Below are 13,523 nucleotides of genomic sequence, written 5' to 3' on the forward strand. Positions count from 1 at the left end.
CTATTGGAAGTTGACCGTATCCTTTGCGATAGTAACCTCATAGTGAGCAAGACAAAAGCACTTTCCCTTATTTGCAATGCAAATATAAGGGAAAGTGCTTTTTTGTATTGTAAAGGCAAAATTCCGCGTTTAAAGCTGTGCAAGACCTGCCGGGTGCCATTCGTCCCGGATGCCGATGTCGGCACAGACGATCTCACCGCAGAAGGGTGCGGAGCTTGGAGCTGTGTGCAGGGGCTTGCAGCTGTCAAACGTCACGGTCAGGTCTGCGCGGACGGCTCCCTTGGCGGCCTCACCCGTATCGGTGTTGATGCCGCTGGGCAGATCGACGGCCAGCACGAATGCGCCGCTTTCCCGCTGACGATTCATCAGCGCACAGGCAGCCAGCCCGGCCGGGCGAAGGCTGCCGTGAAACCCGGTGCCATACAAAGCATCCACGACGGCGTCAAAGGGCTGTGCTGCCAGCGCTGCCGCATCGCGGCATTTGGTGACCGGCAGGTCTGCCAGGCGTGCATAGTTCGTCATGGCATCGGGCGTTTTAGGGTCGCCCTCGGCCAGCAGGACGGCCACGCGCCAGCCATCTTGGGCGGCGGCGCGGGCCATCACAAGGCCGTCTCCGCCGTTGTTGCCCTTGCCGCAGACGATGAGCAACGCCCCGCCCAGCGGAAGGCGCGCCCGCAGCTGGGTGTAGGCGGCCAGCCCGGCGTTTTCCATCATTTGCAGATAGGGCAGGCCGTGGGCGTTGCCTGCACGCTCGATTTCCTTCATCTGCGCAGCGGTCACAATGCGGTGCTTCATAATTTGTGCCTTCCTTCTAATAGAGGTGCGCCCCAGCTCCGCAGCGCACCCGGAGTTTGCCGCAGCTTTAGAGCAAGCTAAAGCGGCAGGCGTAAGGGTTGCCCATAGACGACGCCATAATCAACACAATAATAAAATCGAGAATCGCTTTCGCGACAAATGTCAAGTGGCCCCCGATGCCCAGCACACCGCCCGCAATGATCGTGAATGCAGCAGGGTCAGCTTTTCGTTGGTCAGCTGGTAGCCCTGGGCCAGGTGGTTATCCACCGCGGCGCGGACCTCCTGCGGGGCTGTGGAAAGGTCAATCTTTGAAATATATGACATAGCGGGTCTCCTGTTTATGCAAAAACCCATTACTTAACTTGATAAGTTGGTTGATAGTGCTGCCAGTATACCATCTGCCGGGCGGTACGTCAACGCCAAACGGGCAAAAACAGGATTGCAGAGAGAAAGAATTCGTGCTACACTGGCAGAAAATGAAACTGCGAAAGGGATGCAGAACAATGGAAAAGGAACAGGCATTGCAAGCCCTGTTGGATCAAGTGGTCCGGCAGGGGGATTTTATTGGTGTCAGCGCGCTCTACCTACGGGATGGCAAACAGCTGGTTTATGCACAGGCGGGCATGGCGGACCGGGAACGGGGCATCCCCTTTGCGCGGGATACCATCTGCCGGGTGTTTTCGATGAGCAAGCCCATCACGGCCTTTGCGGTGATGAAGCTATGGGAGGACGGCAAACTGGACCTGGACGCCCCGGTGGCAGCCTATCTGCCGGAGTTCGGGGATGCCGAGCATACGGACCTGACAATCAGGCAGCTGCTTTGCATGACCTCCGGGTATGGCTACAATGATAACGATTCGGTACAGTCGGCGGGGTTGGGCAGGCTGTATGATGAAATTTCGGAATCCTTTACCAAAGGCGGGCAGCGTACCACGCGTCAGGTGATTGCCGAAATGGCGAAGCTGCCGCTGCTGTACCGCCCCGGCAAGGGCTGGCGGTATGGTGTCAGCGCGGATATCCTGGCCGCAGCGGTGGAAGCCGCCAGCGGGATGAACTACCGCGATTTTTTGAAGCAGAACCTGCTGGACCCGCTGGAGATGGTGGATACGGATTTTTATGTGCCGGAAGCCAAGCGTGGCCGGTTTGCCCAAGCGTATGATTTCAATTTCGGCGCAGCGGTGCCCGATGTGGTGAACTACCTTGGTATCCAGATGAACATGAAAAGCCTGCCGGAGTTCCTTTCCGGAGGGGCAGGCATGGTTTCGACCATTGACGATTATGCCCACTTTGCCACCATGCTGATGAACGGCGGCGAATGGAACGGCTGCCGCCTGCTGAAACCGGAAACGGTGCAGGCGATGGCGGAGCCGCTGCTGAACGCAGAGCAACGCAAGATTTTTGTGGGGCAGGATACCATGCGCCTTGGTATGAGCTATGGCCATTTGATGAGTGTCTGCGTTGCCCCGGAGGAAAGCCCGGTGCCGCTGCACCTGGGGGAATACGGCTGGGATGGCAAGCTGGGAACCCTGTTCACCAACGACCCTGCAACCCGCAGCAGCCTGCTGATGATGCTGCAGCGCAACGGCCCCTGGGACAGACTGGTCAACCTGCGCGTTGGCGTAAAGAAAATTTTGTGGGAATGAGGGGGATGATGGCATGGAGCCATACCGCCCGAACTGTTATAAAATACCGGAACTGAACGGCCTGCGGGTGCTGCTGGTGTTTATCGTCAGCTGGTACCACTTTTGGCAGCAATCCTGGCTGACGCCGAGCATTGGCAGTTACTCTCTGGATTATCTGCTGCGCGCCGGGTATATGCCAGTAGACGGAACGATTTTGCTTTCTGGCTTTTTGCTGTTCCTGCCCTATGCCCGTGCCATGCTGCTGGGAGAGGCGGTACCGGACACAAAACAGTTTTACCAGCGCCGCATCATGCGCATTGTGCCCAGCTATTATTTTGTCACGCTGGTGCTGCTGTTTGCCGTGGCGCTGCCCTGGCACCTGTACTACAACAGCTCCGATATGGTGCGGGATGTTGTGATGCACCTGACCTTTACCCAGACGTTTAACCCGGCAACCTATATTGCAACCCCCATCGGGGGAGCTTCCTGGACCATTGCAATCGAGATGCAGGCGTATTTGATCTTCCCGCTGCTGGCGCGGTGGGCGATGAAAAATCCCCTTGGCACCCTGATGACAATGGCAGCGGGGACGTTCGCCTTCCGCGGGGGGTGCGTCTGGCGGCTGGATGAATACAATATGGTGGTCAACCAGCTGGCAAACTTTTTGGACATATACGCGCTGGGCATGGGGGCGGCACTGCTGTATGTCTGGCTGGTGCAGCGCTACCCGGCAGCGGAAAAACGCAAAGCGATGGCATGGCAGGGGATCGCAACGCTGCTGTGCGTGCTTTCCACCTGGGGGATGCTGCGCATTTTCCGGGTGCAGGCAGGGGAGAGCGGCCAGGCGGCTTTGCAGGCCGGGCAGATGATGCGCCGCCCGCTGCTGGGGCTGGCCGTTGCGGGAATCCTGCTCACCCTGCCGTTTGCGGCGCGCCCGCTACGCTTTTTGATGGGCAACCGGGTGATGGGCTGGCTGGCGGCGGTTTCGATGAACTACTACCTGCTGCACCAGAACCTGGCCGTTCACCTGAAACGGCTGGGCGTTCCACCGTCCGTCAGCGCGGAACCGAACCGGGCAGGGGAGCAGCCGTGGCAGCTGCAATATACCCTGCTGTGCTTTGGGCTGTCCCTGCTGGGGGCAGCGCTCATTACGCTGTTGATTGAAAAGCCGTGCGCGAAGGTGTTGAAAAAGATGTTTGCGCGTGGAAAAGCGGAAAACAAGGCGTAACGTGCTGTGGGAAAGCGCGGACATTGATGACCTGATAAGCCAAAAAGGCACCGCCGGACTTTTCATCCGGTGGTGCCTTTTTGGCTATAAAGATAGAAAAGAAAACAAAGGCAATACCGCACAATTCCCGCCTGACGGCTTAAGCACCGCTCCGGCGGCTGCGGCACGGCAACTGCGTTGCCAAAATGCTCGATAATACACAAAGTATGATCTGCGCTTTTGGCTTAGCAGCTGCCGCACCTCGCTCGCCGTATCGGCACTTAGAATTATGCGGTGTTGCCCTAAAAGGGTCAACCGCTTGTCGCAGTGCCTTTTCTATTTCTGTTATAACATGCCCGGCGGGGCTGTCAATAAGTATGGCTACAGCACATTCTGCTTGCGGAAAGCGCTGGGGGTCATGCCTTTTTCTTTTAGGAACACGCGGTTAAAGCTGCGGATGGTGCCAAAGCCGCACTGTTCGGCCACCTGGGTGATGGGCAGGCTGCTGCCTTGCAGCAGCGCGGCGGCGTGGCTGATGCGGTACTGGTTGATAAAACCCTGAAAGCCGGTGTGCAGGCTGTGGTTGAAGTAGGCCGAAAGATAGGTGTAATTATATCCAAGATCGCGTGCCATCTGTTCCAGCGTCAGGGTGTGGGTGTAATTCTTTTGCACATAGTCGATAATTTTGGAGGAAAGGTGGGCATCCACATCCGGCACGGGGCGCGGCTGCAAAAAGCACTGTTCCAACGCTGCACCGCAAATCAGGTAAAGCCCGGCCAGCTGCTTGCAGCGGTTGCCGCCCGGCCAGAGCAGCTCCATCAGGGGCGCAGCTTCCATGCGGAACACAGGGGTGATAAACTCCCGCTGGCCCAGCTGAGAAATAAATTCTGGCACCCAGTCGGTAGAAAACACCCATAACACGCTCTGAGATTCGCTAATGGTGCGGTAACTGTGGATTTGGTCCGGCAGCACCAGCAGGGCTTCGCCGGGGTGAACTTCATACTGCTCGGTTTCCAGCGTACAGGCCAGTGTGCCGGACTGCACACACAGGAATTCAAAGCTGTGGTGCAGATGCGCCGGAAAATTAAAGTTATGGTCGCGCTGGCAGTACAAATAATTGTGCTGGTCAGAACGCTCAGACTCATAGAACAGCATACGGGGGGAACCTCACTTTCTTGTTACACAAAGTTTGGCCGGGTGAAAACACCAAAACACCCAAACTTCTGTCTATTATTTTATACGCTCTTTCTTGCACTTGCAAGGGGAAATTCGGTAAAATAAAGAAAAAGCGGAGGGAACCGCAAGAAAAACACAACGCAAAGGAGAATGGCTCATGTACTACATTGGTATCGATCTGGGTACCTCGGCAGTCAAGCTGCTGCTGATGCAGGGCGACGGGCAGATCGCCAACATTGTAAGCCGCGAATATCCCATTGCATTCCCGCATCCGGGCTGGAGCGAGCAGAACCCCGCTGACTGGTGGGACGCTGTCTGTGCAGGCATTCCGGAGCTGCTGAACGGCTTTGATGCTTCGCAGGTGGCCGGTATTGGTGCCGGCGGCCAGATGCACGGCCTGGTGGTGCTGGATGCACAGGACAACGTGATCCGCCCCTGCATTTTGTGGAATGACGGCCGCACCCAGAAGCAGGTGGAATACCTGAACAACGTCATTGGCAAAGAAAACCTGAGCAAGTACACCGCAAACATTGCATTTGCCGGCTTTACCGCCCCCAAACTGCTGTGGATGCGCGATACCGAGCCGGAGAACTTTGCAAAGATCAGCAAGATCATGCTGCCGAAGGACTACATCAACTACAAGCTGACCGGCGTACACTGCACCGATTACTCCGATGCTTCCGGCATGCTGCTGCTGGATGTGCAGCACAAGTGCTGGAGCAAAGAAATGCTGGATATCTGCGGCGTTAGCGAAGCCAAGATGCCCAAGCTGTTTGAAAGCTGGGAGCCGGTTGGCACCCTGACCGCCGAAGCTGCTGCCAAGCTGGGTTTGCCGGAAGGCGTTAAGGTCTGCGCCGGCGCCGGCGACAATGCTGCCGCTGCTGTTGGCTGCGGCGCTGTGGGCAACGGCAAGTGCAACATCTCGCTGGGAACCTCCGGTACCGTGTTCATCACCAGCAGCACCTTTGGTGTGGACAAGCAGAACGCCCTGCACAGCTTTGACCATGCAGACGGCGGCTACCACCTGATGGGCTGCATCCTGTCCGCTGCAAGCTGCAACAAGTGGTGGATGGAAGACATCCTGAACACCCAGGACTTCGGCAAGGAGCAGGAGCCCATCACCGCTGAAAAGCTGGGTGCAAACGATGTGTACTATCTGCCTTACCTGATGGGTGAGCGCAGCCCCCATAACGATCCCGCAGCCCGCGGTTCTTTCATCGGGCTGCGTATGGATTCCACCCGCGCCGATATGACCCAGGCTGTGCTGGAAGGCGTTGCCTTTGCCATCAAGGATTGTGTCGAGATCGCTCGTGCACAGGGCGTTGAGATCGCATCCAGCACGCTGTGCGGCGGCGGCGCCAAGAGCCCGCTGTGGCGCGAGATCATGGCAAATATTCTGGGCATTCCCCTGGCGCTGCCCCAGACTGAGCAGGGCCCCGGTTACGGCGGCGCCATGCTGGCAGCCGTTGCCTGCGGCGAATACGCCACGGTGCAGGAATGTGCGGATAAGCTGATCAAGATCAAGAGCGTGACCGAGCCGGATCCGGCTCTGGTTAAGAAATATGCAGCCCGCTATGAGCTGTGGCACAAGCTGTACCCGACCCTGAAGCCGCTGTATGCAGAGATGGAGGCATTGCAATGAAGATCTATTCTGTAAATGATCCCGAATTCAAGCCTTATGGCCGTGTGGTGACCGGTCTGGAAGCTGCCAAGGCAGAGATCCTGCAGGCGCTGGCAACCACCCCGCTGCCGGAAGCTACCGACTATGTGGCCGAGGAGCCTGTTCTGCAGGGGCTGCCCGCAATGGTGGAAGTTTCCGAGCATCTGTTTGGCGGCATGCCGGTCCAGCTGGGCTGGTGCAACGGCCACAACACCAAACTGAACTGCCTGGAATACCACCGCGACAGTGAGTTCAACCTGGGCACCGAGGATTTCATCCTGCTGCTGGCCAAGATGGACGACATCACCGATGGCAAGCTGGACACCGCAAAGGTCAAGGCTTTCCGCGCACCGGCAGGCACCCTGGTGGAAGTTTACGCCACCACCCTGCATTACGCACCCTGCCATGTGGACCCGGCCAAGGGCTTCCGCGTGCTGGTTGCACTGCCGCAGGGCACCAACACCGCCAAGCCGGAAATCAAGGCTGACGGCGGTGACGACGCCCAGCTGTGGGCCTGCAACAAGTGGCTGCTGGCCCATGTTGAGAGCAGCGAAGCTGCCGCAGGCGCTTATGTCGGCCTGGAAGGCGTGAACATCGACATCGCAGACGATCTGTAAAAATAGTTAGAAGTTGGAAGGGAGGAGTTAGGAGCTACAATGTGCGTGCAGGCGCACACCATCAACTCCTGACTTCTAACTCCTACTTCCTAACTTGATATTGAGCAGAGCAAAATTAAAAAATAAACGGAGGGCAAACTTATGAAGTCTACCAACATCCCTGAAGTCAAGCTGGGCATTGTTGCCGTCAGCCGTGACTGCTTCCCCATTCAGCTGAGCGAAAAGCGCCGCGCCGCTATCGTGGCAGCCTGCCAGGCTAAGGGTCTGGACCTGTACGAGGCAAAGACCACTGTTGAGAACGAGAAGGACATGGAAAAGGCTGTTGCCGAGGTTACCGAGGCTGGCTGCAATGCTCTGACCGTTTTCCTGGGCAACTTTGGCCCCGAAACTCCGGAAACCCTGATCGCAAAGTTCTTCAACGGCCCCTGCATGTTTGTTGCAGCTGCTGAAGGCGACGGTGACATGATCAACGGCCGCGGCGATGCTTACTGCGGCATGCTGAACTGCTCCTACAACCTGGGTATGCGCCACCTGAAGGGCTACATCCCCGAATACCCCATCGGCACTGCTGATGAGATCGCTGACAAGATGATCGAGTTCGTTCCCATCGCCCGCACCCTGCTGGGTGTGCGTGATCTGAAGATCATCACCTTCGGCCCCCGCCCGCAGGACTTCTTTGCCTGCAACGCACCCATCAAGGGCCTGTACGAGCTGGGCGTTGAAGTGGAAGAGAACAGCGAGCTGGACCTGCTGGTTTCCTACAAAGAGCATGCAAATGACCCGCGCATCGAGGATGTCTGCAAGGATATGGCTGCCGAGATGGGCGAAGGCCACTACTATCCCGACCTGCTGGCCCGCATGGCTCAGTTTGAGCTGACCCTGCTGGACTGGGCAGATGCACACAAGGGCAACAAGAAGTACGTTGCTTTTGCTGACAAGTGCTGGCCTGCATTCCCCTCTCAGTTCGGCTTTGAGCCCTGCTATGTCAACTCCCGCCTGGTAAGCCGCGGCATCCCCGTTTCCTGCGAAGTTGATATCTACGGCGCTCTGTCCGAGTACATCGGCATGTGCGCTTCCGGCGATACCGTTACCTTGCTGGACATCAACAACAGCGTGCCCCAGTACATTTATGATGAGGACATCGCAGGCAAGTTTGATTACAGCCTGACCGATACCTTCATGGGCTTCCACTGCGGCAACACCCCGGCCTGCAAGATGTGCAATGACCGTGCCGTTAAGTATCAGCTCATCCAGCACCGTCTGCTGGAGCCGGCCGGCAGCGATCCCGACTTCACCCGCGGCACCCTGGAAGGCGACATTGCACCTTCTGACATCACCTTCTACCGTCTGCAGTGCGACAGCGAGGGTAACCTGCGCTCCTACATTGCAGAGGGCGAGATCCTGCCTGTTGCTACCCGCTCCTTCGGCGGCATTGCAATCTTCGGCATCCATGAGATGGGCCGTTTCTACCGCCATGTTCTGGTCCAGAAGCGTTACCCGCACCACGGCGCCGTTGCATTCGGTCATTACGGCAAGATCCTGTTTGAGGTCCTCAAGTTCCTGGGCATTCAGGACATCGCTTACAACCAGCCCAAGAGCCTGCCGTACCCGACCGAGAATCCGTTTGCTTGATCTGGCATAAAAAGTTGAACCACAATCCAGCAACAAGAACGGAATCCACTATTTTGTTTCGGTAACAGTCACTATACTGTTAAGCGTAGGGAAAAACCGTAAAAAAACAAAAATCTAGGGAGGAACATTATGCTGAATCCGTCCGAACTGAAAAAGATCGATGCCTATTGGCGTGCCAGCAACTACCTGGCAGCAGGCCAGCTGTACCTGCTCGATAACCCCATGCTGCGCCGTCCGCTGACCCGTGACGACGTGAAGAAGAAGATCGTTGGCCACTGGGGCACCGTGCCTGGCCAGAACTTCGTTTATGTTCACCTGAACCGTGTCATCAAGAAGTACGACCAGGATATGATCCTGATCTCCGGCCCGGGCCACGGAGGAAACTTCTTTGTTGCCAACGCTTACCTGGATGGCACCTACTCTGAAGTTTACCCCAACATCAGCCGTGATGAAGAGGGCATGAAGAAGCTGTTCAAGCAGTTCTCCTTCCCCGGTGGCATCTCCAGCCACGTTGCACCCGAAACTCCGGGCTCCATCAACGAAGGCGGCGAGCTGGGCTACTCCATCGCACACGCATTTGGTGCTGTGTTCGATAACCCGGATCTGATCTGCGCAGTTACCGTTGGCGACGGCGAAGCTGAGACCGGCCCCCTGGCCACCAGCTGGCAGTCCAACAAGTTCCTGAACCCCGTGGGTGATGGCGCTGTTCTGCCCATCCTGCACCTGAATGGCTACAAGATCTCCAACCCCACCATCTTTGGCCGTATGACCCATGAAGAGATGGAGAGCTTCTTCCGTGGCTGCTCCTGGAAGCCGTACTTCGTTGAAGGCGACGACCCGATGACCATGCACGAGAAGATGGCTGAGACCCTGGATACCGTCATCGAAGAGATCCACGACATCCAGAAGCGCGCCCGTGCTGGTGAGGATATGGGCCATATCCAGTGGCCTATGATCGTTCTGCGCACCCCGAAGGGCTGGACTGGCCCGAAGGTAGTGGACGGCAAGCCCATCGAGGGCACCTTCCGTGCACACCAGGTGCCCATCGACATCACTGTCGGCACCCCGAACCAGGAAGAGCACCTGAAGCAGATCGAAGAATGGCTGCACAGCTACCATGCTGAGGAACTGTTCGACGAGAACGGCACCCTGATCCCCGAACTGCAGGAACTGGCTCCCACCGGCGACCGCCGTCTGGCTGCCAACCCGCACGCAAACGGCGGCAAGCTGCTGCGTGACCTGCGTACCCCCGATTTCAAGCAGTATGCAGTGGATATCCCGTTCCCCGGCTCTGTCGAGAAGCAGGATATGATCGAGCTGGGCGGCTACATCCGCGACGTGCTCAAGCTGAATGCTGATGCTAAAAACTTCCGCATCTTTGGACCTGACGAGACCATGTCCAACCGTCTGTACAAGTGCTTCGAAGCTACCCAGCGTGATTGGAACTCCACCATCATCCCGGGCGATGAATTCCTGGCACACGACGGCCGCATCATGGACTCCATGCTGTCCGAGCATATGTGCGAAGGCTGGCTGGAAGGCTACCTGCTGACCGGTCGTCACGGCTTCTTTGCTTCCTACGAGAGCTTCATCCGCGTGGTGGACTCCATGGTTGCACAGCATGCTAAGTGGCTGAAGGTTTGCAGCCAGCTGCCTTGGCGCCAGAGCATTGCTTCCCTGAACCTGATCCTGACCTCCAACGTATGGCAGCAGGATCACAATGGCTTCACCCATCAGGATCCCGGCTTCCTGGATCACATCGCCAACAAGAAGGCAGACGTTGTCCGCCTGTACCTGCCGCCGGATACCAACTGCCTGCTGAGCTGCTTCGACCATTGTGTCCGCAGCCGTGACTATGTCAACGTACTGGTCACCTCCAAGCATCCGCGTCCCCAGTGGCTGACCATGGAGCAGGCTGTTAAGCACTGCACCCAGGGCGTTGGCATCTGGGATTGGGCTTCCAGCGATGCAGGCGAAGAGCCGGATGTCGTCATGGCTTGCTGCGGCGATACCCCGACCCTGGAAACTCTGGCTGCTGTCACCATCCTGCGCGACGCAATGCCCGAACTGAAGATCCGCGTTGTCAACGTTGTTGACCTGATGAAGCTTGAGCCCAACACCAAGCATCCTCATGGCCTGTCTGACGCTGATTACGATGCTCTGTTCACCAAGGATAAGCCGATCATCTTCGCATTCCATGGTTACCCGACCCTGATCCATGAGCTGACCTACGAGCGTACCAACCGCAACCTGTCTGTCCATGGCTACCAGGAGGAAGGCACCATCACCACGCCGTTCGATATGCGCGTGCAGAACGAGATCGACCGCTTCCACCTGGTTAAGGATGCCCTGCAGCACCTGCCGCAGCTGGGCAACAAGGGCGCTTATCTGATCCAGCAGATGAACGACAAGCTGGTTGCTCATAAGAACTACATCCACGAAGTTGGCCAGGATCTGCCTGAGATCATCGACTGGAAGTGGCATCTGCCTGAGAACAAGTAATTTGTTCTGAACCCTTTGTTTACTAACCCCAAACCCTGAAAATATGCCACCCACCGCAGCCCCCGCAAGGGGACTGCGGTGGGTGGTTTTTTGTGCGCTGATATTTTCTTCTCTTGTGCGGGCTGCTGTGCATGCTGGCCCGGCAAAATAAAAACACCCCCGCTCAGGTGCGGCACTGCTTTGCAGCAGGCCATGCGCCGGGGCGGGGGCGTTATTCGTTACAACAAATCAAGCCTTAAGCGGCTTGTGCACAGAACTTGCAGCAGAAATTACAGCTGCGGGCCGGCAGAGACCAGAGCCTTGCCGTGCTCGTTGCCTTCGTACTTGGCGAAGTTCTTGATGAAGCGGCCTGCCAGGTCCTCAGCCTTCTTGTTCCACTCAGCAGCATCTGCATAGGTGTCACGAGGATCGAGGATAGCGGGATCAACGCCGGGCAGAGAAGTGGGAACTTCGAAATCGAAGTACGGGATCTTCTTGGTCGGGGCTTCGTTGATAGCGCCGCTCAGGATAGCGTCGATGATGCCGCGGGTATCCTTGATGGAGATACGCTTGCCAGTGCCGTTCCAGCCAGTGTTGACCAGGTAAGCCTTAGCGCCGCTCTTTTCCATCTTCTTGACCAGCTCTTCAGCATACTTGGTGGGATGCAGTTCCAGGAATGCCTGGCCGAAGCAAGCAGAGAAGGTCGGGGTGGGCTCGGTGATGCCGCGCTCGGTGCCGGCCAGCTTTGCGGTAAAGCCAGACAGGAAGTAGTACTGGGTCTGAGCCGGGGTCAGGATGGAGACCGGGGGCAGAACGCCGAATGCGTCAGCAGACAGGAAGATAACATTCTTGGCTGCCGGAGCAGAAGAAATCGGGCGAACGATGTTCTGAATGTGGTTGATGGGGTAGGAAACACGAGTGTTCTCGGTCACGCTCTTATCAGCGAAATCGATCTTGCCTTCGGCGTCGAGGGAGACGTTCTCCAGCAGAGCGTTGCGCTTGATGGCGTTGTAGATGTCAGGCTCAGAATCTTTGTCCAGGTTGATGACTTTGGCGTAGCAGCCACCCTCAAAGTTGAAGACGCCGTTGTCGTCCCAGCCGTGCTCGTCGTCGCCGATCAGCAGGCGCTTCGGGTCGGTGGACAGGGTGGTCTTGCCGGTGCCGGACAGACCGAAGAAGATGGCGGTGTTCTTGCCTTCCTTATCGGTGTTGGCGGAGCAGTGCATAGAAGCCATGCCCTTCAGCGGCAGGAAGTAGTTCATCATGGAGAACATGCCCTTCTTCATCTCGCCGCCGTACCAGGTGTTGATGATAACCTGCTCATGGCTGGTGATGTTGAAGGCAACGCAGGTCTCGCTGTTCAGGCCCAGTTCCTTGTAGTTCTCAACCTTAGCCTTGGAAGCGTTGTAAACAACGAAGTCAGGCTCAAAGTTTTCCAGTTCCTCGGCGGTGGGCTTGATGAACATGTTGGTAACAAAGTGTGCCTGCCAGGCCACTTCCACGATGAAGCGAATGGCCATGCGGGTATCCTTGTTAGCGCCGCAGAAAGCGTCAACAACAAACAGGCGCTTGTTGCACAGTTCCTTCTTGGCGATATCCTTAACGGTAGCCCAGGTGCTCTCGCTCATGGGATGGTTGTCGTTCTTGTACTCGTCAGAAGTCCACCAAACGGTGTCCTTGGAGTTTTCGTCCATGACGATGTACTTATCCTTGGGGGAACGGCCAGTGTAAACACCAGTCATAACGTTGACAGCACCCAGCTCGCTGACCTGACCCTTTTCGTAGCCTACCAGTTCGGGCTTGGTCTCTTCCTCGAACAGCAGCTCGTAGGAGGGATTGTGCACGATCTCAGTCGTGCCGGTGATGCCATACTTGGTAAGATCCAGATTTGCCATGTTACAAATACCTCTTTCCTTAAGAATGGTCATGTGTATTCTGCGCTATCCAGCCATAGAATATCACAGAAAACAATTGAGATATACGATTGCGTATTCTCCTACCTAACATTATACATAGAAATTCGACAAAATCAACAAACTTGGACTTAAATTCTCATAAAAGTAACAAATTTGGTAGGGAAAAGAATAGGCGGGGACCGGGAGGGGAAATAAAATGAATAGAAACTGGGAACACTGCGAGGAAAAGCCAGAGAAAAGCGGGATTGATGTGATTAGAAAGTGAGAGAGAATGCTTGAGAGTGTTGCGAGATAGGTATTCCCTTGCATTATAATGTATAGGGGGACATGGGGGGATGAATAAGGGATAGAAAGGGGATTGAATTTGATAGAATAGAGAAACCACGTTAAAGCGTCCATATGCACCCTGCCCAAAAA

The 13,523-nt window shown here is 56.4% G+C and carries 11 protein-coding genes; 7 read left to right on the top strand and 4 right to left on the bottom strand.

The features are described from left to right. Positions 1-129 precede the first annotated feature (129 nt). Positions 130-795, bottom strand: a complete 666-nt coding sequence (locus PG062_RS12290; protein ID WP_270752509.1) for an NAD(P)H-hydrate epimerase — start codon at positions 793-795, stop codon at positions 130-132. A 162-nt stretch (positions 796-957) separates the two neighbouring features. After that, positions 958-1,119, bottom strand: a complete 162-nt coding sequence (locus PG062_RS12295; RefSeq protein ID WP_270752510.1) for a hypothetical protein — start codon at positions 1,117-1,119, stop codon at positions 958-960. Between the two features lie 179 nt (positions 1,120-1,298). Between PG062_RS12295 and PG062_RS12300 the strand changes: the two genes are divergently transcribed. Genes PG062_RS12300 through PG062_RS12310 form a run of 3 tightly spaced genes read left to right on the top strand, consistent with a single transcriptional unit; the run spans position 1,299 to position 3,841 of the window. Beyond that, positions 1,299-2,438 carry a serine hydrolase domain-containing protein gene (locus PG062_RS12300; RefSeq protein WP_270752511.1) on the top strand — a complete coding sequence of 380 codons (1,140 nt, stop codon included), beginning with the start codon at positions 1,299-1,301 and terminating at the stop codon, positions 2,436-2,438. A gap of 13 nt (positions 2,439-2,451) precedes the next feature. Beyond that, positions 2,452-3,645, top strand: a complete 1,194-nt coding sequence (locus PG062_RS12305; RefSeq protein ID WP_270752512.1) for an acyltransferase family protein — start codon at positions 2,452-2,454, stop codon at positions 3,643-3,645. Then, positions 3,620-3,841, top strand: a complete 222-nt coding sequence (locus PG062_RS12310; RefSeq protein ID WP_270752513.1) for a hypothetical protein — start codon at positions 3,620-3,622, stop codon at positions 3,839-3,841. Before PG062_RS12305 ends, PG062_RS12310 begins: the two co-directional genes overlap by 26 nt. A gap of 164 nt (positions 3,842-4,005) precedes the next feature. Here the strand turns inward: PG062_RS12310 and PG062_RS12315 are convergent, their stop codons facing one another. Further along, positions 4,006-4,779 carry a helix-turn-helix transcriptional regulator gene (locus PG062_RS12315; RefSeq protein WP_270752514.1) on the bottom strand — a complete coding sequence of 258 codons (774 nt, stop codon included), beginning with the start codon at positions 4,777-4,779 and terminating at the stop codon, positions 4,006-4,008. A gap of 178 nt (positions 4,780-4,957) precedes the next feature. Between PG062_RS12315 and xylB the strand changes: the two genes are divergently transcribed. The 4 genes from xylB (at position 4,958) to PG062_RS12335 (ending at position 11,211) form a co-directional block, all read left to right on the top strand. Then, positions 4,958-6,442: a xylulokinase gene (gene xylB, locus PG062_RS12320; RefSeq protein WP_270752515.1), complete on the top strand. Its 1,485-nt coding sequence runs from the start codon at positions 4,958-4,960 to the stop codon at positions 6,440-6,442. After that, positions 6,439-7,077, top strand: a complete 639-nt coding sequence (locus PG062_RS12325; RefSeq protein ID WP_113999874.1) for a DUF4867 family protein — start codon at positions 6,439-6,441, stop codon at positions 7,075-7,077. Before xylB ends, PG062_RS12325 begins: the two co-directional genes overlap by 4 nt. Before the next feature lie 141 nt (positions 7,078-7,218). Then, positions 7,219-8,709: an L-fucose/L-arabinose isomerase family protein gene (locus PG062_RS12330; protein WP_270752516.1), complete on the top strand. Its 1,491-nt coding sequence runs from the start codon at positions 7,219-7,221 to the stop codon at positions 8,707-8,709. A gap of 129 nt (positions 8,710-8,838) precedes the next feature. After that, positions 8,839-11,211, top strand: coding sequence for a phosphoketolase family protein (locus tag PG062_RS12335; protein ID WP_113999876.1), 2,373 nt, complete (start codon positions 8,839-8,841; stop codon positions 11,209-11,211). 269 nt (positions 11,212-11,480) lie between these two features. Here PG062_RS12335 and pckA read toward each other — a convergent pair whose 3' ends face one another. After that, positions 11,481-13,085: a phosphoenolpyruvate carboxykinase (ATP) gene (gene pckA, locus PG062_RS12340; protein ID WP_113999877.1), complete on the bottom strand. Its 1,605-nt coding sequence runs from the start codon at positions 13,083-13,085 to the stop codon at positions 11,481-11,483. Positions 13,086-13,523 lie beyond the last annotated feature (438 nt).

This window comes from Gemmiger qucibialis, assembly GCF_027689445.1.
In the GTDB taxonomy this organism is placed as follows: domain Bacteria; phylum Bacillota; class Clostridia; order Oscillospirales; family Ruminococcaceae; genus Gemmiger; species Gemmiger qucibialis.

Bases quoted from the DNA above. Each gene is read 5' to 3' on its own strand.
- PG062_RS12290 (WP_270752509.1), bottom strand. From the start codon at position 795: ATGAAGCACCGCATTGTGACCGCTGCGCAGATGAAGGAAATCGAGCGT.
- PG062_RS12295 (WP_270752510.1), bottom strand. From the start codon at position 1,119: ATGTCATATATTTCAAAGATTGACCTTTCCACAGCCCCGCAGGAGGTC.
- PG062_RS12300 (WP_270752511.1), top strand. From the start codon at position 1,299: ATGGAAAAGGAACAGGCATTGCAAGCCCTGTTGGATCAAGTGGTCCGG.
- PG062_RS12305 (WP_270752512.1), top strand. From the start codon at position 2,452: ATGGAGCCATACCGCCCGAACTGTTATAAAATACCGGAACTGAACGGC.
- PG062_RS12315 (WP_270752514.1), bottom strand. From the start codon at position 4,779: ATGCTGTTCTATGAGTCTGAGCGTTCTGACCAGCACAATTATTTGTAC.
- xylB (WP_270752515.1), top strand. From the start codon at position 4,958: ATGTACTACATTGGTATCGATCTGGGTACCTCGGCAGTCAAGCTGCTG.
- PG062_RS12325 (WP_113999874.1), top strand. From the start codon at position 6,439: ATGAAGATCTATTCTGTAAATGATCCCGAATTCAAGCCTTATGGCCGT.
- PG062_RS12330 (WP_270752516.1), top strand. From the start codon at position 7,219: ATGAAGTCTACCAACATCCCTGAAGTCAAGCTGGGCATTGTTGCCGTC.
- PG062_RS12335 (WP_113999876.1), top strand. From the start codon at position 8,839: ATGCTGAATCCGTCCGAACTGAAAAAGATCGATGCCTATTGGCGTGCC.
- pckA (WP_113999877.1), bottom strand. From the start codon at position 13,085: ATGGCAAATCTGGATCTTACCAAGTATGGCATCACCGGCACGACTGAG.